The 25142-nt window shown below is 68.6% G+C and carries 21 protein-coding genes and 1 pseudogene; 3 read left to right on the top strand and 19 right to left on the bottom strand.

Features of this window, described 5'->3' with window-relative positions; genetic code table 11:
- Positions 1-96: 96 nt before the first annotated feature.
- Positions 97-1527, top strand: a complete 1431-nt coding sequence (locus KY500_RS18835) for an MFS transporter (protein WP_255579588.1) — start codon at positions 97-99, stop codon at positions 1525-1527.
- Between the two features lie 90 nt (positions 1528-1617).
- Here the strand turns inward: KY500_RS18835 and KY500_RS18830 are convergent, their stop codons facing one another.
- From KY500_RS18830 to KY500_RS18820, 3 genes are read right to left on the bottom strand one after another with little or no spacing between them, the layout of a single operon-like run.
- A complete protein-coding gene (locus KY500_RS18830) occupies positions 1618-1857 on the bottom strand; it encodes a hypothetical protein (RefSeq protein ID WP_219901803.1) in 240 nt (79 codons plus the stop codon).
- Entirely contained in the window at positions 1854-2537 is a 684-nt protein-coding gene (locus KY500_RS18825) for a TrkA family potassium uptake protein (protein WP_219901802.1), read from the bottom strand. Before KY500_RS18825 ends, KY500_RS18830 begins: the two co-directional genes overlap by 4 nt.
- A 22-nt stretch (positions 2538-2559) precedes the next feature.
- The gene (locus KY500_RS18820) at positions 2560-3915 is read right to left on the bottom strand and encodes a TrkH family potassium uptake protein (protein WP_219903546.1); all 1356 of its coding nucleotides are present in this window, start codon (positions 3913-3915) and stop codon (positions 2560-2562) included.
- Between the two features lie 155 nt (positions 3916-4070).
- Between KY500_RS18820 and KY500_RS18815 the strand changes: the two genes are divergently transcribed.
- Complete coding sequence (locus tag KY500_RS18815; protein ID WP_219901801.1) at positions 4071-4670, top strand: hypothetical protein; 600 nt, start codon at positions 4071-4073, stop codon at positions 4668-4670.
- 9 nt (positions 4671-4679) lie between these two features.
- On the opposite strand, the gene KY500_RS18810 is transcribed toward KY500_RS18815, so the two are convergent.
- The 10 genes from KY500_RS18810 to KY500_RS18765 form a co-directional block, all read right to left on the bottom strand.
- A complete protein-coding gene (locus KY500_RS18810; protein ID WP_219901800.1) occupies positions 4680-5504 on the bottom strand; it encodes a hypothetical protein in 825 nt (274 codons plus the stop codon).
- A 179-nt stretch (positions 5505-5683) separates the two neighbouring features.
- Complete coding sequence (locus KY500_RS18805) at positions 5684-7057, bottom strand: FAD-binding oxidoreductase (protein WP_219903545.1); 1374 nt, start codon at positions 7055-7057, stop codon at positions 5684-5686.
- A gap of 70 nt (positions 7058-7127) precedes the next feature.
- Entirely contained in the window at positions 7128-7565 is a 438-nt protein-coding gene (locus KY500_RS18800) for a DUF805 domain-containing protein (protein WP_219901799.1), read from the bottom strand.
- A gap of 133 nt (positions 7566-7698) precedes the next feature.
- Positions 7699-7845: a hypothetical protein gene (locus tag KY500_RS18795; protein ID WP_219901798.1), complete on the bottom strand. Its 147-nt coding sequence runs from the start codon at positions 7843-7845 to the stop codon at positions 7699-7701.
- Positions 7846-8155: 310 nt separating this feature from the next.
- On the bottom strand, positions 8156-9442 hold the full coding sequence (locus tag KY500_RS18790; protein ID WP_219901797.1) for a saccharopine dehydrogenase family protein: 1287 nt from the start codon (positions 9440-9442) through the stop codon (positions 8156-8158).
- 61 nt (positions 9443-9503) lie between these two features.
- Positions 9504-10262: a phosphatase PAP2 family protein gene (locus KY500_RS18785; protein ID WP_255579587.1), complete on the bottom strand. Its 759-nt coding sequence runs from the start codon at positions 10260-10262 to the stop codon at positions 9504-9506.
- Positions 10263-10326: 64 nt separating this feature from the next.
- A complete protein-coding gene (locus tag KY500_RS18780) occupies positions 10327-11742 on the bottom strand; it encodes a diguanylate cyclase domain-containing protein (RefSeq protein ID WP_219901796.1) in 1416 nt (471 codons plus the stop codon).
- A complete protein-coding gene (locus KY500_RS18775; RefSeq protein WP_255579586.1) occupies positions 11739-12578 on the bottom strand; it encodes an alpha/beta fold hydrolase in 840 nt (279 codons plus the stop codon). The genes KY500_RS18780 and KY500_RS18775 overlap by 4 nt, the downstream gene beginning before the upstream one ends.
- 90 nt (positions 12579-12668) lie before the next feature.
- The gene (locus KY500_RS18770) at positions 12669-13946 is read right to left on the bottom strand and encodes a multidrug effflux MFS transporter (RefSeq protein WP_255579584.1); all 1278 of its coding nucleotides are present in this window, start codon (positions 13944-13946) and stop codon (positions 12669-12671) included.
- Between the two features lie 190 nt (positions 13947-14136).
- Positions 14137-15324, bottom strand: a complete 1188-nt coding sequence (locus KY500_RS18765; RefSeq protein ID WP_219901795.1) for an ROK family transcriptional regulator — start codon at positions 15322-15324, stop codon at positions 14137-14139.
- A gap of 280 nt (positions 15325-15604) precedes the next feature.
- Here KY500_RS18765 and KY500_RS18760 point away from each other — a divergent pair, with 280 nt between their 5' ends.
- Positions 15605-16450, top strand: a complete 846-nt coding sequence (locus tag KY500_RS18760; protein WP_219903541.1) for an NAD(P)-dependent oxidoreductase — start codon at positions 15605-15607, stop codon at positions 16448-16450.
- An 80-nt stretch (positions 16451-16530) separates the two neighbouring features.
- On the opposite strand, the pseudogene KY500_RS18755 reads toward KY500_RS18760, so the two are convergent.
- From KY500_RS18755 to KY500_RS18730, 6 genes and pseudogenes are all read right to left on the bottom strand, one after another.
- Positions 16531-17987, bottom strand: a pseudogene (locus KY500_RS18755) (GH1 family beta-glucosidase).
- The gene (gene yicI, locus KY500_RS18750; RefSeq protein WP_219901794.1) at positions 17984-20323 is read right to left on the bottom strand and encodes an alpha-xylosidase; all 2340 of its coding nucleotides are present in this window, start codon (positions 20321-20323) and stop codon (positions 17984-17986) included. Before yicI ends, KY500_RS18755 begins: the two are co-directional and overlap by 4 nt.
- A 2-nt stretch (positions 20324-20325) precedes the next feature.
- Entirely contained in the window at positions 20326-21249 is a 924-nt protein-coding gene (locus tag KY500_RS18745; RefSeq protein WP_219901793.1) for a carbohydrate ABC transporter permease, read from the bottom strand.
- Positions 21249-22238, bottom strand: a complete 990-nt coding sequence (locus KY500_RS18740) for a carbohydrate ABC transporter permease (RefSeq protein WP_219901792.1) — start codon at positions 22236-22238, stop codon at positions 21249-21251. The genes KY500_RS18745 and KY500_RS18740 overlap by 1 nt, the downstream gene beginning before the upstream one ends.
- A 122-nt stretch (positions 22239-22360) precedes the next feature.
- Positions 22361-23659: an ABC transporter substrate-binding protein gene (locus KY500_RS18735; protein ID WP_219901791.1), complete on the bottom strand. Its 1299-nt coding sequence runs from the start codon at positions 23657-23659 to the stop codon at positions 22361-22363.
- Positions 23660-23810: 151 nt separating this feature from the next.
- Positions 23811-24824 (bottom strand): LacI family DNA-binding transcriptional regulator, encoded by a 1014-nt coding sequence (locus KY500_RS18730; RefSeq protein WP_219901790.1) that lies wholly within the window; start codon positions 24822-24824, stop codon positions 23811-23813.
- Positions 24825-25142 lie beyond the last annotated feature (318 nt).

Raw genomic sequence — 25142 nt, 5'->3', positions numbered from 1 at the left:
ACAGCTACCGCGGGCGGGCGGCGGCGGGGAGCGGGGCAGGAGGCGGCATCCGCCCGGGTTGACCTCAAGGGCGGTTGAGGTTCTACGATCACACTCGTGCCACTTCCCCGACCGAGCCCCTCCGCGCTGCCGCGAACGCCCTCCATCTTCGGCCGGGAGTTCATCTGGGTCACCGTCGGAATCCTCGCGCTGATCTTCCTCGCCGCCTTCGAGGCCCTCGCGGTGACCACGGTGATGCCAACCATCAGCGCCGCTCTCGACGGCGAATCCCTCTACGCCCTGGCGTTCTCCGGCCCGCTCGCCGTCGGGGTCGTGGGCATGGTCGCCGCGGGCAACTGGGCCGACCGCTCCGGGCCGGTGCCCGTGGTGATCACGGCCGTGGCGCTGTTCGTCGTGGGCCTGGTGATCGCCGGCACCGCCGCATCCATGCCCGCCCTCATCGTGGGCCGGCTGGTGCACGGCCTCGGCGGCGGCGCCCTGAGCGTGTCGCTGTACGTCGTCGTGGCGCGGGTCTACCCGCAGCGGATGCATCCGGCCATCTTCGGCGCCTTCGCCGGGGCCTGGGTGATTCCGTCGTTGATCGGCCCGTTCATTGCGGGCGTGGTGGTCGAGTTCACCAGTTGGCGCTGGGTGTTCCTGGGCGTGGTGGTGCTCGTCCTGGCCGCCCTGGTGATGCTGCGGCCCGGCCTGGTCGCCGTCGCGGCGGCCGAACGGGAGCGGCCGACGACGGTGCGGGCGCCCTGGCGCCTGTCCCGCACGCTATGGTCGCTCGGCGCGGCGGCGGCGGTGCTCTGTGCATCCCTGGCGGCTCAGCTGCCCGGCGCCCTGCTTTGGGCGGGAACCGGGCTGGCGTTTGTGCTCGCGGGGGTGGCGCTCCGGCCGCTGCTGCCCGCTGGAACCTTGAGCGGCCGCCGCGGCCTGCCCGTCGTGATGAGCATCCGGGGCCTGGTCTCGGGGGCGTTCCTCTCCACCGAGGTGTACCTACCGGCACTGCTGACCGGGGAGTACCGGCTCTCCCCCGTGCTGGCCGGACTCGCGCTGAGCTGCGCAGGCCTCAGCTGGGCCACCGCGTCGTGGCTCCAGGGCCGCTACGCCACGGTGCTGAGCGACCAGGGCAGTATGCGGCTGGGGAGCGCTTTGCTGCTTGTGGCGATCGTGGCATCCGCGCTGACGGCGGCGTTCGGCCTGCCGCCGGCGCTGGCCATCGGCGGCTGGGCCGTCGCCGGAGCGGGGATGGGCACGCTCGTGCCCCGGCAGAGCGGGCGGGTGCTGCGGCTCTCGGCGCCCGACCAGCAGGGCTTCAACTCCTCCGCGCTGCTCATCGCGGACTCGATCGGCGCCGCGCTGGCGCTCGCGGCCACCGCCGTGGTGTTCGTGGCGGTCACCCCGCTGGGCGGCACGGCCACCTACACGGCCTCGTTCACCCTCTCCGCGCTGCTGGCGATCGGTGGCCTGCTCCTGTCCGGCCGGGTCGGTCGCGACACCCCCGCGCTCGACGCTCCCGCCACCGAGGCCGCTCCCGCCTGACCCCACGCCCAACTGCACCCCAGGCGGACAACTGGTCCCGGTGCGCCGGGTGCATATGTCCGCAATGGGACCAGTCGTGGCTGAGTAGGGCTACTCGCCGACGTGGCGGCGCGGGCGCGGCGCGGGAGGCGGCGGAACCTCTTTGGCCGCGACGACATCGGCGAGCGCGAGCGACACCGTACCCCGCTTGGTCTCCACGGTGCAGTGTGTGAGGTCGCAGGAACGCAGGTAGCCGAGCGCATCCGTGTACCCGCCCTCGATGCGCGTCCGCACGACGACGCGGGTGCCGAGGTCGGCGCCGGCCAGGAAGTCGCAGGCGGGGATCGTCATCGCAACCGGCTGAATGACTCGACCCGCTCGGTGGACCCGGCGACCAGGATGATGTCGCCCTCCTCGATCACGGTCTCCATGGTGGTGTAGCTCCAGCCCTGGCCCTGGCGGTGATACGCGGTGACGGTGACCCCGTGGACGGTGCGCACCTTGGTCTGGCTGAGCGGCAGACCGAGGATCTCCCGTGGCGGAGCCGTTTTCACCAGGGCGAAATCCTCGCCGATGTCGATGTAGTCCTGCATCACCCCGCGCACCAGGTGCGCGACGCGCTTGCCCATGTCCTTCTCCGGGTAGATCACGTGGTTCACCCCCAACTGGCGCAAGATCTCACCGTGCGGCTCGCTCACCGACTTGGCCCAGATGTTGGGGATGCCGAGCTTGAGCAGCAGCGACGCCGTGAGGATGTTCGCCTGGATATCGCCACCGATAGCGACCACCACGCTGCTGAATTCAGGGACGGAGAGTTGCCGTAGCGTCTCCTCCTTGGTGGAGTCGGCGCGCACGACGTGGGTGAGGAGGCGGTTGTGCGCCTGCACGATCTCCTCGTTGCCATCAATGCCGAGCACCTCGGTGCCGCTGGCCATGAGCTCGAGGGCGAGTGCGCTGCCGAACCGGCCGAGGCCGATCACGACAACGGAGTCTTCCTCCGCCATCCGCGCCGGTTGGCGTTGGTTGAACATTGAGAACGCTGACGATCTGAATTTAGCCAATGATCGGCCTCTCCTTGGGAAGTTCGTACGCGGGTGGGCGCTCACGCAGGGCGAGCGCCGAGGCGAAGGTGATGGGGCCGAGCCGTCCGATGAACATCAGCAGGATCAGGATCGCCTGACCGGCCGGCGGTAGCCCGGCCGTGATCCCCGTCGACAGGCCGACGGTGCCAAAGGCCGAGATGGCCTCGAACAGCAGGGCGTCCAGGCCGATGTCGGTGATCAGCATCAGTGCCGCCGTGGACGCCGTGACGACAAAAACGGCCAGGAGCACCAGGGTGATGGCCTGCCGGTGTACGGCCCGGGAGAGCCGCTTGCCGAAGACGTTCACGACCCCATCGCCGCGGATCTCGGCAACCAGGATGAAGTACAGCACGGCGAACGTCGTCACCTTGATACCGCCAGCGGTGCCGGCGGGGCCGCCACCGATGAACATGAGCACGTCCATGCCGAGCAGACTGGCCGAGTCCATCGCTCCGACGTCAATGCTGTTGAATCCGGCCGTGCGGGTTTGCACCGACTGGAAGAACCCGACCAACACCTTCGCCGGCCAGTCGAGCGGACCGAGCGTGGCGGGGTTCGACCACTCAACGGCCGTGATGTACACGGTGCCCGCAACCAACAGGGTCACCGTGCCGGCCAGCACGATGCGGGTGTTCATGGTCCACTGCCGCGGAGACCGGAAGTGCTTGCGCAGCTGCACGATGACAGGGAATCCCAACCCGCCCAGGATCACGGCAGCTGCGATCGGCAGGCAGATGAACGGGTCGACGGCGTAGCCCATCAGATTGTCGGCGAACAGCGCAAACCCGGCGTTGTTGAACGACGACACCGCGTGGAACACCCCGAGCCACACTGCCCGGCCGATCGGCTCGCCGTATCCGACGAGGAACCGCAGGCTGAGCAGAACCGCGACCACCAGCTCGACCGCCAGGGAGATCGTGACCACGCCCAGGACCAGGCCCTTCACGTCCTCCAGGCCCACACTGCGCACCTCGGATGCCGCGGTCACACGGGAGCGCAGGGACAGGCGGCGCACCACGGCCAACCCGATCACCGACGCGAACGTCATCACGCCGAACCCGCCCACCTGAATGAGCAGCAGGATCACAACCTGGCCGAAGGGGGTCCAATACGTGGCGGTGTCCACCACAGTGAGACCCGTCACGCACACGGCCGACGTGGCCGTGAAGATCGCTTCAGCGAAGGACGCACCGCCTGGACCCGCCTTGGCGACGGGCAAGGACAACAGCCCGGACCCGATGAGCACGGTCAGTGCGAAGCCGGTTGCCACGGCCTGGGCCGGATGCAGACGGAATCGGGGCCGGGCTGGGCGCCGGCCATTCGTCATCTGCTGGTTCACTCTGACACTCTACGGGCCGCGCGGTTGAGAGGGAGCCCGACCGACTGCGGCTTGTCGCGGCCCCGAATGCCCCCCGAACGGTGTCTACTGGGGTGCCGGGTCATGGGGCATACTCAACAAGACACCGGCGAGGGGGAACAAGGGTGGGGAAAATCACGGGCCGACCTGTGCGCGCGCAGGTGCTGCGGCCGCACGGCCATCTGCTGCGCCAGACGACCCTCTCGATCATCGCCTTCTTCGCGCCCGTCTTCGCGGTTCTCTATTGGCTCACGATCCCCATCGGCGAATGGCTTCCCGTGGCCGCCGCCCAGCTGGCGGTCATGCTCACCGCCTTGGTCGGGATCATCGGATTCCTCCGCACCTGCATCTGGGTCGACGACACCGGCGTCTCCGAGCGCGGGTTCTTCGGCCGGAACACCAGCTTTCCGTCCGAACAGATCTCCAGCGTTGTGCTGCTCGAGCTCTACCAGAGCGGCACGGTCGACAGCCAACCGCAGCTCTTCGTCACCGGCCAGAGCGGTGAGCTGCTGGTGCGGATGCGCGGCCAGTTCTATTCTCGCGGCGCCATGGACATCGTCGCCGACGAGCTGGGCGTGCCGATCGTACGCGTGCCGGACCCGATGACGCTGTCCGAGCTCAACCGGCTGCGCCCCGAGCTGCTCTACTGGTTCGAACGCCGGCTCACCGGGCGCACCCGGCAGCCGATGCCCGATGCGGATCTGAGCGCTGACCTGGGTAGTTAGTCTCGCGCGTTAGACGGATGCGTCGCCGTCGCGGCGCCCGATGCCTGCGTCGGTCGGCTCCCGGTCGCCCGGATCCGCCGTGAACACGTAGTCGTGGTGGCCGGTCACCTCGGGCCGGAGCCCCCGCCGGAACGCGTCGGCGAACACGGCCCGGGACTCCTCACGGCGCACCGTGGCCGCGGCCGGATCATCGCCGCGCAGCCGTTCGAAGTCCGCGTCGAGCGCCCAGGAGCCCTCGGCCCGCCAGTGCGGCGCCGGTCGACCGTCGAGCGCGCGCCGCACTCGCGCGGAGCCCAGCGCCCACCGCGCCTCGAACCTGTCGCTGCGGTCGGCCCCCGAGATCACGTCGTCCAGCCGGCCGTAGAAGTCCGGCAGGAACCCGGTCACCTCGGCGCCGAGCTTGGCCAGGTTGAAGTGCGCGTTGCGGCGAATCAGCGGGTCGAAGGTCCAGCGCATCTCGGTGACGCCCTGCTCCAGGCAGACGGCGCGCTGGAAGAGCTTGAGCGCGAAGCCCACCCCGCCGCCGCGTTGCCACGGCACCACCGCGGCCATGTGCGAGTGCAGGTGCACACCGTTGGTCCAGCCCAGGAACCCCAGTGTCGCCCCGACCGGTTTGCCCTTCTGGGTGGCGAGCAGCACGGTGTTGCCCGCGTAGTCGAGCGCCAGCAGCATGGCCCGGTCCGGGCTGCGGCCGACACCCCAGGTGCGTTCGAACAGCCCGATGATGCTGGCCAGGTCGCGCGGTTCGGCCATCCGCACGCTTACGCCGGCCGCCAGGGCGGCCTCGTCGTACCTCCGGTAGGCCTCGGCCACGGCCGCTGGATCAACGCTCATGGGACGAGTGAACCACACCGGGGGCCCGAGATCGAGAGTGCGATCCGGCCACACGGATGTCGCGGCCGTAGCCGGGTTAGAGGGAAAAAGTGAGTTTGCTAGGACGGAATCGCACATAGGGTCCTTTTTTGCCGCCGATGTCCTCAGAAACGTGTGTTCCGCAGGCGGGCGAGGCGCTTCTAGTGGCCTCGACCCGAGACGCGGTCGGCGAGGGTCGCCAGCGGCGAGGTGCGCTCGCGCCGGGTGAGCTCGGCGCGGTCGGCGCGGGTGTACGCCTGGTACAGGGCGGTCACGGCCAGCCAGCGCAGCGGTTCCGGCTCCCAGTTGCGCACCCGGTGGTTCACCCAGGGCAGTTCAGTGAGCAGGCTCGCCCGGCCGAGGATCAGGTCGGTCAGGGTGCGGCCGGCCAGGTTGGTGGTGGCCACCCCGGTGCCCACGTACCCGCCGGCCCAGGCGAGCCCGGTTCGCCGGTCGAGGCCCACGGTTGCGGCCCAGTCGCGGGGCACGCCCAGCACGCCGCTCCAGGCGTGCGCGATGGCGGTATCCGTCGTGCCCGGAAAGAACCGGTGCAGGATGTTGCGGAGCGCCTCGACAGTGCTCGCTGGAGTGTGCCCGTCGGAGTCGGTCTGCGACCCGAACCGGTACGGCACCCCGCGGCCGCCGATGGCGATGCGGTCATCGGCGGTGCGCTGCGCGTACATGTAGGCGTGCGCCATGTCGCCCAGGGTGGCGCGATTGGCCCAGCCGATGCCGGCCCATGCGTCGGCGCCGAGCGGTTCGGTGACGATCAGCGACGAGTTCATCGGCAGCCAGGCCCGGTGCAGGCCCGCCAGGCCCGCGGTGAATCCCTCGGTGGCGCGCACGATGAACTCGGCCTCCACCGTGCCGCGCGCGGTGCGGGCGGCGTGCGGGGTGATCTCGGTCACCCGGGTGTCGTCGTAGATCTCCACGCCGAGCGCCAGCACCGCCCGGGCAAGCCCGGCCACGAGCTTGGCCGGCTGGATGCGCGCGCAGTGCGGGTGCCACATCGCCCCGGTCGAGCCGACCACGTTGATCTGCGCGGTGGCGTCGGCGGCCCTCAGCAGCTCCACATCCGTGTGCGGCCAGGCCTGCTCGCCCCGCACCGCTTCCTCGAGCCGGCGCTGCTGCGGCCGGTCGTAGGCGACGGTGAACTCGCCACCCTTGACGATGTCGGCGTCGATGCCCTCGAGCGCGGCGACCCGGATGACCTCGTCGACGGTGTCGTTCATGGCCAGCTGGAAGGCGCTGGCGGCGTCTCGGCCGTGGCTGCGGACGTACTGGTCGCGCCCGCCGGTGACCGAGTTGGTGAGCCAGCCGCCGTTGCGCCCGGAGGCGCCGTAGCCGGCGAACCGCTGCTCGAGGATGACCACGCGCAGCTGGGGCGCCGCCTTCTTAAGGTAGTAGGCGGCCCACAGGCCGGTGTAGCCGGCGCCCACGATGCAGACGTCGGCGCGGGTGGAACCGGGCAGCGCCGGGCGCGGAGCGGGGCGGCCGACCTGGTTCCACCAGAAGGAGACGTCCCCGTTGATCATGCCCGCACCGCTTCCCATGTCGATCGCCGTATCGCGATCATGGCGCATCCGGGCCCGGGTTGCGAAGCCTTCAGCCCAGGTTGGATCCCTGGAACGACAGTCCGGGCGCCTTCGGCAGCCGGGTGACATCGAACCGGGTGCCCGCGGGGTTGCTCGGCAGCAGCGTGAAGACGAGCAGGATGATCGCGCCCACGCCCGGGATGAGGGCCAGGAAGACGAACCAGCCGGAGAAGTTCGCGTCGTGCAGCCGGCGCACGAGCACCGCGAGGCTGGGCAGCAGCACGCCGATCGCGAAGAGCGGGGCCACGATCATCGTGACGATCGAGAAGTTGTACGAGGTGTAACCGTAGCTCGTTGTTCCGGTCGGGATCAGCTGCAGCAGCTGGAGCCCTCCGAGTACCACCCAGAGCAGCAGGGCGAACCACCAGTACTCGCTGCGGGATGCCCGCCCGCTGAAGTCGGCGTACTTGCGAAAAACGGATGCGATGGCCGCGGTGGGGGTCAGCATGGGGCCTCTTTCGTCGGCTCTGGTGAGTCGGCGCAGGCCGACGGAGGCCGTGCACCCCCGCGATCAGGCTACCGGGTCCGGGTGCGGCGCCGCCCGGCGGCGCGGTCCCGGCGCGACGATTCCGGCGCGGCTCCTAGCTCTGGAAAAGAAACAGCAGGGTCGTGGCTCCGACGGTGATAGCGACCAACGACAGGATCAGGATCCAGGTGAGTCCCTTAATCCCGCGGAGCTTGCCCATGAATCCCACTGGGCGGCCGTCGTAGTCGTCGTAGTCATGCATGGGGCGACTCTATCGAAGCGGCTAGGGAGCGGGCTGTGCGTGCCAGTCGTGCTCAGCGGTCGAGCCGGTCAAGACCACGCGAGACGACCAACGAACGCGCGCCGCTCCGACACACCCGCACGTCAGCCGGTCTCGACAAGCTCGACCACCGTGGGGGCGCGATCGCGAGACCGGCCCACCCGGTCTCGACAAGCTCGACCACCGTGGGGGCGCGAACCCGAGGCCGGCCCACCCGGTCTCGACAGGCTCGACCGACGTGCGGGGCGCGATCGACACGCTGGTCGAGCCTGTCGAGACCCCGCGAGACGACCTAGGAGGGTCGGGCAGCGGGGGTGCGCTCCTGAAGGCCCCAGGGCTGGCCGTAGCCGGCGGGCTCGGGGGCGGCCATCAGGTCGAGGTAGGGTTTGGCGTCGAAGGCCTCCGGGCCGAGCACCCCGGTGCCGGTCCACACGCCGGTGGCGAGCAGCTCCAGGGCGATCGCGGGGTTGAGGGCGGTCTGCCAGACCACACACTGGGCGTCGTACTCGGCCATCGTCCACTCGTTGTCACTCACGTGATACAGGTAGACCTCGCGGGGCGCCCCATCCGTGCCGGTGCCGGTCACCCACACGCCCGCACAGGTCTTGCCCGTCATGCGCGGCCCGATCGTGGCCGGGTCGGGCAGGCTCGCGGCCACCACATCCCGCGGCGCAACCATCGCCGGGCCGTCCGCGGTGCGCACCTTCACCGGGTTGGTGCTGTCCAGGCCGAGCAGGTGCAGGGTCTTCAGCACCCCGATGAACTCCTCGCCGAGGCCGTACTTGAAGGTGACCCGCTTCGCGTCCAGCCAGCGCGGCATCAGCAGCACCTCTTCGTGTTCCACGTTCACGCACTCCACCGGGCCGATGCCCTCGGGGAAGTCGAACACTTCCGGCTCGCTGAACGGCGGCGTCGTGAACCAGCCGCGATCCTTCTCGAAGATCACCGGCGGATTCAGGCACTCCTCGATGGTGGTCCAAATACTGAACGACGGCGCGAAGATCTCGTTGCCGGCCTCGTCGCGCACGACCAGGTTGGCGCCGTCCCTTGTGCCCAGCTCGTCGATCTCACTGAACAGGTGGTCGGCGGCGTACCGGGCGAACACGTCGGAGAGCCCGGGCTCCACACCCATCCCCACGAGAGCCAGGCTTCCGCTGGTCTCCCAATCGGGCGCCTGCTCGAACTGGTCGTCGCCGAGCTTGATGCCGGTCTTCGAGTGCGGGTCGGTCGGATGCGGTTCGCTCAGGCTCATCGCCATGTCGAGGTAGTCGGCGCCCGCGGCGAGCGCTCCCGCGAAGATGCTCTGCACGAACTTGGGCTCCACGGCGTTCATCACGTGGCTGGCACCGTGCTCGCGCGCCACCCGGGCCACCACCTCCGGGTCGGATGCGTCGATCTGCGCCGCCGTGAACCGGTCGGCGGTCTCGGCGCCGTGCCGGGCCTTGATCGCCTCGATGGTGCGCTCCGCCCGGCTCAGGTCGTAGTCACTCACCACCACCTGCTCGAAAAACGAACGGCGGGCAACGATCTTCGCAAAGGCGTCACCGACGCCACCAGCACCTACGAGGAGAATTCTCATGACCCGACGCTAGCGCGCGGCCGCCGCGAATGTCAGCCCCGAAGCCGACATCCGTGCGCTGTCATCCTCGTTTTGCGGTTTCGGCGGCCTTCGACACCGCCCGGCGTCTGGCGAGGGTGTTCTCACCGTCGAGCTTGGCCGCCAGCGGCGCCCACAAGACCACGGCCACACCCACACCGAGCAGCAGGCCACCGATGGTGTCGGTGAGCCAGTGCGCGCCGAGGTAGGTGCGGCTGACCATCATCGCCACCGTGTACACCGCGCCGGCGATCCAGACCCACAGCCGGGGGAAGATGATGCCCAGCAGCACCGCCATGGTTGCCGCGTTCGCCACATGGCCGGATGGGAACGACCCGAAGTCGGAGGTGACCAGCATGTCTTCGGGGCGGGCGCGACCGAACAGGGTCTTCAGCAGCTGCACCAGGCCGGCACTGGCGACGGTGGCGAGCACGAAGTACAGCGCCGCCCACGGGCGCCTCAGCACGAACAAGGTCACGACGATCGCGATCGGGATCACGACCACCCCGGCGATACCGGCGCCGAGGAAGTTCATCACCAGTGCCGGGACCTCCCAGACCGGCGACCGGTGCTCGAGGATCTCTTCCATCCACTCCAGATCGGCCTCAATCGGGCGCCCGCTGCCTCGCGTGAGGATCAGGGCGCCGAGCAGGAAGGCGAAGAGGACCGCGATCGCCCCGCTGATCAGCGGCCAGCGGCGGGCGATGCGGCGCGACGGTGCATCCGCCGCGGCTTCCGCTGTGGCCGGGGTGGGCGAATCGGGTCTGGTGGGCTCAGTCTCGTCTGATCGGGAGGGGTCCATCAGCCCATGCTAGATCGGCGCGGATAGGAACAGGCTTGGACCCGCGGAACCCGACAGCACCCGTTCAGGCGGTGAGCAGCGTGTCGCGGCCCTTGCCGGCCCGCTTAGAGGTGAGCATGGCCTCGTCGGCGAGGGCGATCAGGTCGTCCGGGGTCAGCGGGGTGGTGCTGCCCGGGGTGTACACGCTGATGCCGATGCTGGCCGAGACACGTTGGCCCTGCGCGAGCCCGTCGAGCGGTTCCCGCACAGCCTGGCGGATGCGCTGGGCGACCTCGAGGGCGCTCGTCTGGTCGATGCGGTCCGACGCGATCACGAACTCGTCACCGCCGAACCGGCTCGGAGTGTCATCCTCTCGCAGAACCCGTCGCAGCCGCAGCGCGACCTGCTGCAGCACCTGGTCACCGGCCTCGTGGCCGAAGTCGTCGTTGATCGCCTTGAAACCGTCGAGGTCGAGGAACAGCACCACGACCGCTCGCCCGTGGCGCTCCGCGTCGCCGAGCAGCCGCCGCAGCCGGTTCTGCAGCGCTCGCCGGTTCGGCAGGCCGGTGAGCGAATCGTGCAGGGACTGGTGCTCCATCTGGTGCTGGAGGTGGATGCGTTCGAGCACCGGCGCCGCCTGCGTGGCGAGCGCTCCGAGCAGGTCGAGCAGGTTCTCGTCGAGCACCCGCTGCCGCTGGAACCAGCAGGCGATGGCTCCGCTGACGGTGCCGTTGTCGATGATGGGCACGACGCAGAGCGACTCGACGCCCTCCGCATCGAGCGAGGCCGCCAGCCCCGGAAAGCTCTCCGCGATGTCGGCGGCGCTCCGGCACAGCACCGGCAGGCCGGAGGCCAACGCCGCGCCCACGGGCAGCAGGTCGGCCAGCGCGACGGTTTTCTCGAGCGGCCGGGCCCCGGAGACCAGCTCCAGGGTGCCGCCGGGGCCGATGACGATCACCGAGACGTGCGCGGCATCCGTGGCCATCTCGGCCGAGACCCGCAAGGCCGAACCGAACGCGGCGAGGGTTGATGCGGGTGCCAGGCCGGCCGCGGCGGCCTGCAGGATGCGCACCCGGGCCACGGCGGTCTCGGCCGTGCGCCGGGCGTCCAACAGGTCGCGCTCGTACTTGAGCCGGATCCCGGCGGCGAAGACCGCGGCGTAGACCAGCGGCTCGGTGCCGGAGTCGTCCAGCACCGAGCTGACCAGCACGTCGCGGGTGCCGCCGGCGCTGGTGGTGAGGGTGAGCATCATCTCGTTCAACCGGCTCTGCGTCTGCAGCAGCGGCATGTACCGGGTCTCGAAGATGAGCTTGCTGCCGCGGGAGAGCAGGGCCAGGAAGTACCGGCCCACCACGTCCTCCCGGGGGTAGCCGGTCCACTCGCAGAACGTGTCGTTGGCCGAACGGATGACCCCGTCCGCCGTCATGGCGAACAGGCCGGCCGGCGCATGGTGAAAGAGGGCGCGGGTGATGTGGTCCGTCGTGCCGCCCGCATCCGTCACAGAAAGCGCCGGATCTGGCGTTCGATCTCGCCGGGATCGGACAGGTGGGCGTAGTGCCCGGCGGCGTTGAGCACCACGAGTTCGCTGCCGGAAATGTGCTTGTGCAGGTACGCGCCCACCTCGAGCGGGGCGATGAGGTCGTCGGAGGACTGCAAGATCAGCGTGGGTGTCGTGATGTTCTTGAGCAAGCGCCGCCAGTCCGAGAGGAAGGTGACCCGGGCGAAGTGCTGCGCGACCATGGTGTTGGTGCGGGCGATGCTCTCGGCCAGCTCGGCGGCCAGCTCGGGGCGGTCGGCGTTCTTCATCAGCGTCGGCGCCATCTCGGCGGCCCAGCTCACATGGTTGACCTCGAGGGCGTCGAGGAGGGCGTCGACGTCTGCGCGTTCGAAGCCGCCCAGGTAGCCCTCGTCGTTGAGGTAGCGCGGAGACGGACCGAGCATGATCAGCCGGGCGAAGCGCTCCGGCTCCTCCACGGCGGCGAGGGCACCGATCATGGCGCTCACCGAGTGGCCCACGAAAACCACATCGTGCAGATCGAGAGCGCGCAGGATCTCGAGCAGGTCGGCCGCGTAGCCGCGCAGCGAATCGTATTTGCGCCGGTCGTAGGCCGAGACGTCGGAGTCGCCCGAGCCGACGTGGTCGAAGCGCACCACGCGGAGTTCGTCGGCGAATTGCGGCGCCACCAGGCGCCACATGTTCTGGCTGGTGCCGTAGCCGGGTCCGAAGACCACGGGCTGCCCGGCCGGGTCGCCCAACACCGTTACTCCGTTGCGGGTGAGCACGTCGACCGACGAACTCTCGCGGATGGTCGAGTCGTCGGGCTGAGTGGATGTCACGTTCGAGATTCTTCCATACCGGGGCGTCGCAGAGGTGACGAGAATCGCCCGGTCCGGCGCCGCCCCGGCCGCGCCGGTGTGTTCACCGGGTCAGTGGCCGAGCGCGGCCACTGTGCGCGGGCGCACGATGAGCCAGAGGCTGAGCACGGAGATGATCGCGCACACGCCCATCACCGAGGCCATCGGAACGGCGGTTCCCACGCCGAGCAGGCCCACGACCGGGGAGATCAGGCCGGCGATGCCGAAGTTGGCCGCGCCCAAGAGCGAGGCGGCGGTGCCGGCCTCGCTGCCGTGTGAGTTGAGGGCGATGACCTGCACGGTGGGGAAGGTGAATCCACAGCCGGCGATGAAGAACCAGAGCGGGATGAGCGTGCCCCACAGGCCGGCGCCCAGCAGATCGAGAGTGAAGATGGCGGCCGAGGTGAGCACCAGCACGGCCGTGGCGCCGATCAGGATGTTCTGCGGGCCCACGTTGTAGCGGTGCATCAGCCGGGAGCTGGTCTGCACCCCCACGACAATGCCGAGGGAGTTGATCGCGAAGAGCACGCCGTACTGCTGGGCGCTGAAGTCGTAGACCTGCTGGAACAGGAACGGCGACGAGGAGAGGTAGGAGAACAGCCCGGTGAAGGTCATGGCGCCGATGATGGCGACGCCCACGAAGGTGCGGTCGCCCAGCACCGCGCGGTAGCGCTGGCCGAGGCTGGAGTGGCCGGGAACCGTGCGGCGCTCCTTGGGCAGGGTTTCCACGATCCAGATGGCGACGGCGACCATGACGACGATGCCGTAACCGGCGAGCACCCAGAAGATGCCGCGCCAGGGCATCACGAGCAGCAGCTGCGAGCCGATCACCGGCGCGAGCACGGGCGCGAGGCCGCTGACCAGGGCGAGGCGGGAGAGCATCTTCACCAGCGGCTTGCCGCCGAACAGGTCGCGCACCATGGCCATGGCCACGACGGCACCGGCCGCGGCGCCGAAGCCCTGCAGCACCCGGAAGATCCCGAGCGTGACGATGTCGCTGGACAACGCCGCACCGACACACGCCAGCACGTGGAACCCGGTGGCCAGCAGCAACGGAAGCCGGCGGCCGATCTTGTCGCTCCACGGTCCGACGATGAGCTGGCCGAAGCCGAAGCCGATCATGGTTCCGGTGAGGGTGAGCTGGATAGCTGCGGCGGAGACCCCGAGTTCGCTTTCCAGGATGGGGAACGCCGGCAGGTACAGGTCGATCGTGAACGGGCCGAGTGCGGTCAGCGCGCCCAGGATGATGATGTAGACGATGCGCTGTCCCCGGGAGAGCGCGTCACCCGGGTGCCGGGCGGTCGAGTGCAACTGTGCATCGGTGATGACGGGGATGACGGCGGTAGTCACGTGAAAGAGTCCTCGGTCGGAATCGTACGGTGGGGAGGGGTGGGCGCGCGGGCCCAATTGCGAAAAGCGTTCCGGACCCGGTTCTATTCCCCCGCCGGGGCATCCGGGCAAAGATTGCGCGGATGCGTGAATTCCTGCAACTTGCCGCCCAGGAGCCGGGTCGCGGGCCGTAACCGGGGCGCGGCGGGCGTCAGACTGACGGGCCGGCCACCCCGGTGGGCAATGCGGCCGGGTCGTCGAGCAGGCCCTCGAAGGCCAGTTCGGCGGCACCGATCATGAGCAGGTTCGAGCCCAGTTCGGCGGCACTGAGCCGCACGCTGCCGAACGCGGCCCCGAGCGACAGCGCGGCAACGGCCGAACGCAACCGTTCGGCATCCACCGCCAGCAGCGCCGCGAGGAAACCGCCGAGCACCACCACCTGGGGGTTCAGGATATTGATGGCCCCGGCCAGCGCCACCGCGAGGTGGTCGATCTGGCGGTTTACCTCCGCGCGCACGGCCGGCGACGTGGAGGCCAGCAGCGCCTGCTCGAGCTCGTCGGCATCCGCCCCGGCCAGGTCGAGCACCTCGAGCAGCTCGCGCCGGGTCACCTCGGCCTCGAGGGTGCCGCGGATGCCCGCCGAGTCGACCCGGTCACTGTCGCTGACCCGGGTGTGGCCGAACTCGCCCGCGTAGCCGGCGATGCCTCCTGCGGGTGCCCCGCCCACGATCATGCCGCCGCCGATACCGCTGGCGCCGCCGTTGAGGTAGATGAGGTCGGTGATGCCCTTGCCGGCCCCGAAGAAGCGCTCGGCCATGGCACCAAGGCTGGCGTCGTTGGCGGCCAGCACCGGGTAGCCGGTGGCCGCCTCGAGCATCTCGGCCAGCGGCTCGTCGACCCAGCCGAGGTGCGGCGCGTGCCGCACCAGGCCGTCGTGCGCGCGCACGAGTCCAGGCACGGCCACACCGACGCCCACGACGGTGAACTTGGCGTCCAGTTCGCCGCGCATTCCGTCGATCACGGCGGCGGCGATGTTGACGGCCTCGAGCACGCTCGGTGACTGGTCGGTGGGGTAGCGCACCCGGCGGTGCACCTGGCCGTCCAGGCCCACGATACCGATCGTCACGGCGTCGATCTCGGGGTTCACGGCGAGCGCCACGACCCGCTCGCTCACGCTCACGATGGGGCTGGGCCGGCCGACCTGGTTGGTCGCGCTCGGCTCGCTCTCGACGACCAGTCCGCGCTCGGCCAGTTCGGACACGAGGGCGGCGATGGTGGAACGGTTCAGCCCCGTCACCTTGGTGAGCTGAGACCGGGAGGCGGCGCCGCTGCGGTGCACGAGTCGCAGCACCACCGACAGGTTGTGCCGGCGCACGTCGTCATGGCTGCTGCCCTGCACGCTTCCTCCGTCTGACTGGTTCCCAGTCGATGCCCGCGGGCGACCGACTGGCTGCGGCAGGGTGCTCCCCCGCGCGCCGGGCGTCCTTCGCCGTGGACCTCAGAATACCCGGCAGAACTCCCGGGGCGGCGTGATACGTTGCACATCGCCACAAATGGCCCGGAGTCCTTTTCGACACGGGCACAATTAAGCGGAGAAACCCGGGAGCGCAACCTGGCTCAGCCAGGGCCGCTTCCGGCACACCCGATCGACGACAAGGATGTCCATGGAATCCCCCAGCATGAGAATCGCCCTCACCGGCGGCAGCGGCAAACTCGGCAAGACCGTCCTCGCCCGGCTCAGGGCCGAGGGCCACCAGGTGATCAACTTCGACCTGGCCGGCAGTCGCGGACCGGGCTTCGTGCGCATCGACCTGACCGATTACGGTCAGGTGGCCGACGCGTTCACGGGCGTCAACGACCAGATCGACGGCTTCGACGCCGTCGTGCATCTCGGCGCGATCCCCGCACCGGGACTGGCTCCCGACGTCGCCACCTTCCACAACAACATGCTCTCCAGCTACAACGTGTTCCAGGCGGCCCGCCGTGCGGGCATCCGTCGCATCGTCTACGCGTCGAGCGAGACCGTGCTCGGTCTGCCGTTCGACACCGACCCGCCCTATATCCCGGTCGACGAGGAGTACCCGGCCCGCCCGGAGAGCACCTACTCACTGGTGAAGCACCTCGAGGAGCAGATGGCCATTGAGCTGGTGCGCTGGGACCCGACGCTTTCGATCACGGCGCTGCGCTTCTCCAACGTGATGGACCCGGAGGACTACGACGGTTTCGAGGCGTTCCAGGCGGATGCGACGCTGCGCAAGTGGAACCTCTGGGGCTACATCGACGGCCGCGACGGCGCGCAGGCGGTGCTCAAGGCCCTGCAGACCGCTCCGCCCGGCTTCGAGCGCTTCATCATCGCCGCCGCCGACACCGTGATGCGGCGGCCGAGCGCCGAGCTGGCCTCCGAGGTGTTCCCGGATGTGCAGCTCACCCGCGAGGTCACCGGGACCGAGACACTGCTCGGCATCGACAAGGCCCGCCGCCTCCTGGGCTTCTCCCCCGCCCACTCCTGGCAAGACCCCCGCTGACCCTCCCGCGAACTGTGAGAAAAGCCCCAAAATCCGGGGATTTTTGGGGCTTAACTCACAGTTCGCGGAACGGGAGGGGGTTAGGCGGGGAGGGTGTGGGTGGCGACCAGGGCGGCGTACCAGTGCGCGCTGTCCTTGGGGGTGCGCACCAGGGTGTCGTAGTCCACGTGGATGATGCCGAACCGCTTGGAGTAGCCGTAGCCCCACTCGAAGTTGTCCATCAGCGACCACACCTGGTAGCCGCGCAGGTCCACGCCGCGGGCCATCGCCCGGTGCGCGGCGGTGAAGTGCCGGCGCAGGTAGTCGGTGCGCTCCACGTCGTGCACGCGGGGGCCGTCCTCGGTCGGCACAACCTCATCCGCGAATGCGGCACCGTTCTCGGTGACCATCAGCGGCTGGTTCGGGAACTCCTCGTGCAACGCCACGAGCAGGTCCTCGAGGCCGGACGGTTCGATGTTCCAGCCCATCTCGGTATACGGGCCGGGCTGGGCGAGGAACTCGACCTGGTCGGCGCCGGGCCACGGTGATGCGCCGACGTCCTTGTGTCCGTCGGAGTTCTCGCGGGGCGAGACTCCGTCCCACATGCGCACCAGGGTGGTGGAGTAGTAGTTCACCCGAGTACGTCCAGCGGCTGGTGGATGATCTCGGTGTCGCCGGGCAGGACGAACGCCCAGTCGGTGATGCCCGCGGTGTCTTCGAAGACATCCGCCGGGTACTCGCCGGTCAGCAGCGGGCCGAGGAACACCCGGTTGGCCAGCGCGTCGATCTGGCGCACGGCCTCGGGCCCGGTCTCGCCCTCGCCGCGGATGACGTGCAAGTTGAGCGTGATCGAGAAGTCGGGGTCGTTGGTCACCACGGGCTTCAACGCCTGAATCGCCAGGCCGTGGGCCAGGTTGAGGTGGTGCACGGCGGTGAGCGCCTCGGCGCCGTCGGTGCGGCCGGGCGCGTGCGCGCCGGAGCCGTAGCCCAGGTAGGCGGAGCACCAGGGCTCGTTCAGCGTGGTCCAGGTGTCGACCCGGTCGCCGAAGGCGAGCCCAAGAATCCGCGCGTAGTCCGCGAACGCGTAGGCCGTGGCCCGGTTGGTCCAGCCGCCCTCATCCTCGAGCGCCTGCGGCAGGTCCCAGTGGTACATGGTGACGATCGGGCGGATGCCGCGGGCGATCAGGCCGTCGATCAGACGCCCGTAGAAGTCGAGTCCGGCCTGGTTGGCCGGGCCGCGGCCGGTGGGCTGGATGCGCGACCAGGCGATCGAGAAACGGTACGCGGCCAGGCCCAGCGATGTCATCAGGTCGAGGTCCTCCTCGAGCCGGTGGTAGTGGTCGGCGGCGACATCGCCCGTGTCACCGTTCCAGACCTTGCCGGGGGTGTGGCTGAAGGTGTCCCAGATGGAGGGCCCGCGACCGTCCTCGTCGAAGGCGCCCTCGATCTGGTAGCTGGCGGTGGCGGAACCGAACAGGAACGACTCGGGGAACACGAGCCCGGAGTCGCGGTAGTCGGGGTTGCCCGCGGACGCGGAGGGGGCGGTGGTGCTGGTCATCGGAGAAGTGCCTTTCGGTCGGTAGCGACCACGGTAGTGCCACCGGCCAGGCGGGCGCGGAACGGCACCGCCGAATCGCCGGTAAGGACAGTCTGGTCGAGTTCGGTGCTGATGTGGACAGTGCGGTGGCTGCCGTCCAGCGGGTTGTCGATGAACACAACCCGGTCCGCTCCGTCGCCGCCCGGATAAACGGTGATGAGGGGCTCGTCGGTGTAGTCGTAGTCGGGCCGGTCGTCGCGGGATCCGGTGACGAGCACGGCGCCTTCGCGCACCCACAGCGGGATGCTGTCGAAGGCGTGGGTCTCCCGGCGCCAGAGAGGGCCGGTGACGACTTCGTCGGTCAGGTAGTTGGTCCAGGTGCCGGCGGGCAGGTAGTACTGCACGTCACCCGTGGCGCTGAACACCGGTGCCACCAGCAGGTCGCCGCCGAGCAGGTACTGCTTGTCGAGATAGTCCACGGCGGGGTCGTCGGGGAATTCGAGTTGCATGGGCCGCATGAACGGCGTGCCGGTGGCGTGCGCCTCCAGGCCCACCCGATAGAGGTAGGGCATCAGGGCGAGCTTGAGCTTGGTGAAGAACCGGGTCACGTCCACGGCGCTCTGGCCGGGTTCCTCCGTGCCGTCGTCGAAGAGCCACGGCACCCGGTAGCTGGTGGAGCCGTGCAGCCGGGAGTGGCTGGAGAGCAGACCGAAGGCCAGCCAGCGCTTGAACACGGCGGCATCCGGCATGCCTTCGAAGCCGCCGATGTCGTGGCTCCAGTAACCGAAGCCGCTGAAGGCCAGCGAGAGCCCGCCGCGCAAGGTCTCGGCCATCGACTCGAACGACGAGGAGTTGTCTCCGCCCCAGTGCACGGGCTGCATCTGCCCGCCCACAGTGGCCGACCGGGCGAAGAGCACGGCATCGCCCTCGCCGCGGTGCTCCTGGAGCACCTCGAAGACGGCCTTGTTGTAGAGCTGGGTGTACCAGTTGTGCATCACGTCGGGCGAGGAGCCGTCGTGCCAGACCACATCCGTGGGGATGCGTTCGCCGAAGTCGGTCTTGATGGCGTCGACCCCCTGAGCGAAGAGGCCGCGCAGCTTGTCCTGGAACCAGCGGGTGGCCGCCGGGTTGGTGAAGTCGACCAGGGCCATGCCGGCCTGCCAGAGGTCCCACTGCCAGATTGCGCCGTTGGCCTTCTTCACCAGGTAGCCGGCCTCGGCGGCCTCGGCGAAGATGCCGGCCCGCTGGGCGATGTACGGATTGATCCAGGCGCTCACGTGCAAGTTCTTCTCGTGCAGCCGGGCGAGCATGCCCTCGGGGTCGGGGAACACCCGCGGGTCCCATTCGAAGTCGGTCCAGTTGAATTCGCGCATCCAGAAGCAGTCGAAGTGGAAGACGGACAGCGGCAGGTCGCGCTCGGCCATGCCGTCGATGAAGCTGTTGACGGTGGCTTCGTCGTACTGGGTGGTGAACGAGGTCGACAGCCAGAGGCCGTACGACCAGGCCGGCACCTTGGCGGGGCGGCCGGTGAGCCGGGTGTAGCGCTCGAGCACGTCCTTGGGGGTCGGACCGTAGATCACCAGGTATTCGATGGCCGGTCCGGCGACGGAGAACTGCACGCGCTCCACGGCCTCGGTGCCCAGCTCGAAGGAGACGTGCTCGGGATGGTTGACGAGCACGCCGTAGCCGCGGTTGGTGAGGTAGAACGGCACGTTCTTGTAGGACTGCTCGCTGGAGGTGCCGCCGTCGGCGTTCCAGATGTCGACGGTCTGGCCGTTCTTGGTCAGCGGGCCGAAACGCTCGCCGAGCCCGTACACGAGTTCGCCCACGCCGAGCGAGAGCTGCGCGTGCGTGTAGGCGCAGGCCGGTGCCAGGCCCGTGGTCGTGACCCCGGCCACTCCGGCCGGTTCGGCGGCGATCGGCGCGTGCGGGGCGAGGTCCATGTGCCCGATCGACTTGTGTCCGCTCGAGGTGAGGGTGCGTCCGTCGGCCTCGAAGGAGAGGTTCCACGGGCTGCCCTGTTCGATCCGGGCGGTGAGCGCACCGGCCGTGAGGGTGCCGCCGGTCTCGTCGATCACGATCGTGCCGGCATCCGGCTCGGCGCCGACCAGGTCGAAACCCGGGTTGGCCGTGCCGCCGGTGTGCTGTTCGACCCGCACCCGGATGATGCCCTCCAACGGCGAGGACAGCGTCACCGTGAGCAGGGCCCGGTTGAGCACGTCGCCGCGGCGTTCGATCGTCTTGGTCGGCGCCGACACCCGCAGGGCGGAGCCGACCTGCTCGATGTCGTACGCCTCCTGCGCGTACAGCGCGGTGACGCCGGGGCGGGTGTGCCAAAAACCGTCGGTGAATTTCATGACTACTTGACTGCTCCTGCGGTGATGCCTCTGGTGAGGGTGCGTTGGAAGATGAGGAAGAAGATCAGGGTGGGCAGCAGGCCCAGCAGGGCCGACGCGCTCGTGGTGGTGACGTCCATGAGCCGGTCACCCTGCAGCACCGCGATGGAAACGGGCACGGTCTGGCTGGCGTTGCTGACCAGGAAGGTCAGCGGGATGAGGAACTCGTTCCAGGTCCAGATGAAGAAGAAGATCACCAGAACGCTCAGGGTGGGCTTGGTGATCGGGTAGACCACCCGGTAAAGGATCGTCCAGCGGCTCGCGCCGTCGAGCGACGCGGCCTCGAGGATCTCCTTGGGGAACGTGCCCAGCACGCTGGCCAGCAGGTAGGTGCCGAAGGCGCTCTGGATCACCACGAAGATGATGATGACGGCCCACTGGTTGTCGTAGAGGCCCACCGACTTGAACATGAAGTAGAGCGGGTAGAGCAGCACTTCCTGCGGCAGCATGTTGGCGAGCAGGATCAACAGCACGATCCAGGTGCGGCCACGCACCCGCCCGATGCCCAGCGCGAACGCGTTCAGCAGCGAGATCACCACGGCGAGGATGGCCACGATGCTGGAGATGAAGAAGCTGTTCCAGAGCTTCTCCGGAAAGTTCACCCGCTCCCAGAAGTTGACCATGCCGTCGAAGTAGAGATTGGTGGGCAGGGTGAGGGGGCCCGCGGCGTTGTAGTCGGCCGGCGACTTGAACGAGTTGATCAGGATCAGGAAGAACGGCACGGCGATGAGCAGGCCGATCAGGATGGCGACGAGCAGGATCATCCAGTCGCCGAGGGTCTTGCGGGTGGTGCTGCTGCGGTTCTTCCGCTTGGCCGGGGGACGCACGGATCGCACGACAGTGCCACTGGCCGGAACGGCGTCCTCGAGGATGGTGGAGTGTGACATTAGCGTTCCTCTTCTTTACGCTCGAGTCGGGTCTGGGCGAGGAGGAAGACGACCGAGACGGCGGCGATGACGATGGTGAGGGCGGTCGCGATGGTCGCGCCGTAGCCCACCTGCTGGGACTGGAAGAACTCGCTGTACGCGTAGTACGCGGGCACGATGGTGGAGGTTCCGGGCCCGCCGCCGGTGAGGGTGTAGATCGGGCCGAAGACCTTGAGTGCCGCGATCGTGCAGGTGAGGGTGACCACGAAGATCTCGGGGCGGATGATGCTGACCGTGATGGCGCGGAATCGTTGGATCCAGTTGGCGCCGTCGAGTTCCGCCGCCTCATAGAGCTCGGGGTCGACCCGCTGCAGGGCGGCCATGAAGATGACGATCGGGTAGCCCAGCTGCACCCAGATCATGATGACCATGATGCTGGGCAGAGCGGTGTCGGGACTGCCGAGCCAGTTGTGGGTGAGGCCGCCCAGGCCCACACCCTCGAGCACCTGGTTGAGGGCGCCGTTCTGCGGGCGCAGGATCCAGCCGATCACGATCGCGGCGACGACGCCGGGCAGGATCTGCGGAAGGTAGTAGGTGGCGCGCAGGAAGCTGGCGATCTTGCCGCCGAACTTCTTGCCGATCAGGTCGAAGAGCATGGCGGCAAGCACCAGGCCGAGCAGGGTGGGCACGACGACCATGGCTACGATCATGGCGATCGAGTTGCCGAACGAGGTCCAGAAGGTGGTGTCGCCGGCGAGCTTGGCCCAGTTCTTCAGGCCCACCCATTCCGGCGGTTTGATGCCGCGGTAGTCGGTGAAGGTGAGGTACACGTTCCACACCAGCGGGATCACGATGATCAGCGTGAGCAGCGCCAGTCCCGGAATGAGATAGATCCAGAATTTCTGGGGGTTGCTTCCCGGGATGAGGCTCTGCCGGACAGGGCGGTTGCCTGTCGACGGAGCATCGCCGGATGCATCGCCGGGTGCATGGAGCACGGATGCTGTCGTCATGCGCTTTCCTTCTCTTCTGTCTCTGTCTGTCAGTGGTGGCCGGGGGCCGTGAGGCCCCCGGCCGGGTACTGCGGGGTGGTACCGGGGGGGGTGGTACCGGTCGAGCCGGGCTCGGTGGAGTGTTAGCCGACGATGTCGTCGACGCCAGACTGGTACTGACCGCCGAGCTGTTCGTTGACGTCAGCCGGCGACTTGGTGCCGTTGATGAGCTCCTGCAGGCCGGCGTTCAGCTGGTCGTAGAAGGTGGCGGTGGGCCAGTCGGGGTAGAACGCGATGCCGTCCTTCTCGGTCAGCGCGTTGAAGTTGCCGATCAGTTCCTGGCTCTTCGGGTCGGTGATGTCTGCGGTGTTCGCCGCGACGGGGATACCGCCGTTGTTGCCGATGAGGGCCTGGATCTCCGGGCGCATCGTGATGTCGATGAACTGGGTGGCGAGGTCCTTGTTCTTGGCCTTCTCCGGGATAACCCACATGTTGCCGGCGGAGCCGGGCGACATTTCGGCCTCGGGGAAGAGGAACGTGCCCCAGTCGAAGCCGGTGGCCTCGGTGGTGAACCGGTTGTGCCACCACGAACCCGAGAAGAAGATCGGGTAGGTGCCGTTGATGAACGCGGTGCCGGCATCCTCTGCCTTGAAGCCGCTGGCGTCGGTGGAGATGTAGCCGGCGTCGGTCCAGTCCTTGATGGTCTCGGTCGCGTAGCTCAGCTCGGGGCCGCTCCAGTCGACGTCGCCGGTGTAGAGCTGGTAGTCGTCGACGAAGCTGCGGTCGGCCTTGGTCAGCGCGAGCTGGTACCAGAGCTGGCCAAGCGGGTATTCCGCGGCCGACTCGGCCAGCGGGGTGATGCCCTGGTCGGTGAACGCCTTCATGACGCTCTCGAGTTCGGCGACCGTGGTGGGCACCTCGAGGCCGGCAGCCGCGAACATGTCCTTGTTGTAGTACATCTCCACGAACTCGCCGTAGTTGGGCACCCCGTAGAACGCGCCGGAGCCCATGATGCCGTCTTCGTCATACCGGGCGGTGGTCTGCAGTGACGGGGCGAGCGCGTCGTCCCAGCCGTATTCGGCGTAGGCGTCGTCGAGGTCGGTCAACAGGCCCTGGCTCGCAAGCAGGCCGGCGGTGGCGTTGCCCTTGTTGTACTCGAGGATGTCGGGCGCCTGGTCGGAGTTGAGCACCTGGCTGGCCGTGGAGCGGATCTGTTCGAAGCTCTTCTCCTCGAATTCGACCGTGGCGCCGGTCTCTTCCTCGAAGACCTTGATGGCTTCGTCCCAGGCGATGCCCATGGCGCTGGTGTCGCTCTCGAAGTGCCAGAGCTTGAGGGTGTTCTCGTCGCCCCCACCGGATCCGCCGGCCGAGCAGCCGGAGAGGAGGAGGGCGCTGACGCCCAGCACGGCAATGCCGGCGAGGCTTCTCTTGGTTTTCTTCACTGTTCTACTTCCTTGTAGTGATGCACGGGTGATGATGCACGGGGTGATGGGGCTGTGGTGCGGTGGAGCACGGTGCGGTGGAACGTTGGGCGGCGGGCAACTTTCGAAACGTTTCGATAGTTGGCCCGCGAAAAAACTTCCTTTCCGGGTCCTAGTGGCGGCGGCGGGCGGTCGTCGAGCCTAGCTCGACGTACGTCGGTTCGATGAACTCGACGTGCGGCTCGGCGTTCCCGCTCAGCTGGGCCATCGTGAGCTCGATTGCGCGAGTGCAGGACTGGTCAGCAGGCAGGGGGATCACGTCGAGGGGCGGATTGAGATGGTCGGTGGAGAAGCTGGAGCAGGCCGAGACGACCGACAGGTCGTTCGGCACGCTGATGCCGCGCTGGGTGAGCAGGTCGAGCACCATGGACTGCACGGGTTCGTTGCAGTGCAGCACCAGGCCGGTCATGCCGGGCAGCGACGCGGTGAGGCCGTCCAGCGCGGCGCGCACCCCGGCCGATTCCTCGGCAGCGGGGGTGAAGGCCGTGGTGACGCCGAGGCGGGCGGCCTCGGCCAGGAAGGCGTCGCGGAAACGCGGCGGGAAGTTCGATCCGCGCTCGTAGATCAGCGGGGCCTGGCCGATCAGGCCGATCTCGCGGTGGCCGAGGTCGACCAGCCGACGCACGGCCATCACGGCAGCCTGCTCGAAGTCGAGGTCGACGCAGGTGAGGCCGTCGGTGTCGGTGGGGATGCCGATCACCGTGGCCGGCAGGCCGAGCTCGCGAACCAGGTCGGTGCGGGGATCGGCGGTGGAGACGTCCAGCAGCACGATGCCATCCACCAGGGAGCTGCGCACCACCCGGCGGAGGCCGCTGGTGGCTTCGTCCTGGGTGAGCAGCAGCACGTCGTAGTCGTACTTGCGGGCGGCCGTGACCACCGAGAGCACGAAGGTCATGTGCGCCGGAGCGTGGGTTCCGGCGTGCAGCGGGGCACTCAACGCGAGGATGTTGGTGCGCGCGCCCTTGAGCATCCGCGCACCGGCGTTGGCCCGGTAGTCGAGCTCGAGAACGGCCTCGTCGATGCGCTGCTTGGTGGAGGCGGCGATGGAGCGCTTGCCGCTCAGGGCGTAGGAGACCGTGCTGATGGACACCCCGGCGACGCGGGCAACGTCGTGAATGTTGGCCATCGGGACTCCATCGTCGTATCGGTTCAAGCGCGGTGGGATGCGGTGGTGCACCCATTCAGCGGCCGTTCGGCTAAACGTTTCGACTGCTGCTCTAGGAGCCTACGACACGCATCCACGGTTCCGCAAGTAATTTGTGGTGATTGTCTACAAATGCCCGATCAGGGGCGCCAGCGGCTCCGGCGGAACTCGTCGACGCACCGCGACCCGTTCGTCGATCCAGCCTGTCGAGACCCCGCGAGCCGACCCACCCACGTCACCAGCTCTCGACAAGCTCGACCGCCGAGGCAGGATCCGGGTCACCGGGGGCCTCGACCGACG

This window comes from Cryobacterium sp. PAMC25264 (assembly GCF_019443325.1).
GTDB lineage: Bacteria > Actinomycetota > Actinomycetes > Actinomycetales > Microbacteriaceae > Cryobacterium.
The sequence above is the reverse complement of the archived record's forward strand: the minus strand, read 5'-3'. Positions and strand labels throughout refer to the sequence as shown.

What these genes read in the sequence shown, in the direction of transcription:
- KY500_RS18830 (WP_219901803.1), bottom strand. Translation starts at nt 1,857, where the DNA reads ATGACGATCCCCGCCTGCGACTTCCTGGCCGGCGCCGACCTCGGCACC.
- KY500_RS18825 (WP_219901802.1), bottom strand. Translation starts at nt 2,537, where the DNA reads ATGTTCAACCAACGCCAACCGGCGCGGATGGCGGAGGAAGACTCCGTT.
- KY500_RS18820 (WP_219903546.1), bottom strand. Translation starts at nt 3,915, where the DNA reads ATGACGAATGGCCGGCGCCCAGCCCGGCCCCGATTCCGTCTGCATCCG.
- KY500_RS18810 (WP_219901800.1), bottom strand. Translation starts at nt 5,504, where the DNA reads ATGAGCGTTGATCCAGCGGCCGTGGCCGAGGCCTACCGGAGGTACGAC.
- KY500_RS18805 (WP_219903545.1), bottom strand. Translation starts at nt 7,057, where the DNA reads ATGATCAACGGGGACGTCTCCTTCTGGTGGAACCAGGTCGGCCGCCCC.
- KY500_RS18800 (WP_219901799.1), bottom strand. Translation starts at nt 7,565, where the DNA reads ATGCTGACCCCCACCGCGGCCATCGCATCCGTTTTTCGCAAGTACGCC.
- KY500_RS18795 (WP_219901798.1), bottom strand. Translation starts at nt 7,845, where the DNA reads ATGCATGACTACGACGACTACGACGGCCGCCCAGTGGGATTCATGGGC.
- KY500_RS18790 (WP_219901797.1), bottom strand. Translation starts at nt 9,442, where the DNA reads ATGAGAATTCTCCTCGTAGGTGCTGGTGGCGTCGGTGACGCCTTTGCG.
- KY500_RS18785 (WP_255579587.1), bottom strand. Translation starts at nt 10,262, where the DNA reads ATGGACCCCTCCCGATCAGACGAGACTGAGCCCACCAGACCCGATTCG.
- KY500_RS18760 (WP_219903541.1), top strand. Translation starts at nt 15,605, where the DNA reads ATGAGAATCGCCCTCACCGGCGGCAGCGGCAAACTCGGCAAGACCGTC.
- yicI (WP_219901794.1), bottom strand. Translation starts at nt 20,323, where the DNA reads ATGAAATTCACCGACGGTTTTTGGCACACCCGCCCCGGCGTCACCGCG.
- KY500_RS18745 (WP_219901793.1), bottom strand. Translation starts at nt 21,249, where the DNA reads ATGTCACACTCCACCATCCTCGAGGACGCCGTTCCGGCCAGTGGCACT.
- KY500_RS18740 (WP_219901792.1), bottom strand. Translation starts at nt 22,238, where the DNA reads ATGACGACAGCATCCGTGCTCCATGCACCCGGCGATGCATCCGGCGAT.
- KY500_RS18730 (WP_219901790.1), bottom strand. Translation starts at nt 24,824, where the DNA reads ATGGCCAACATTCACGACGTTGCCCGCGTCGCCGGGGTGTCCATCAGC.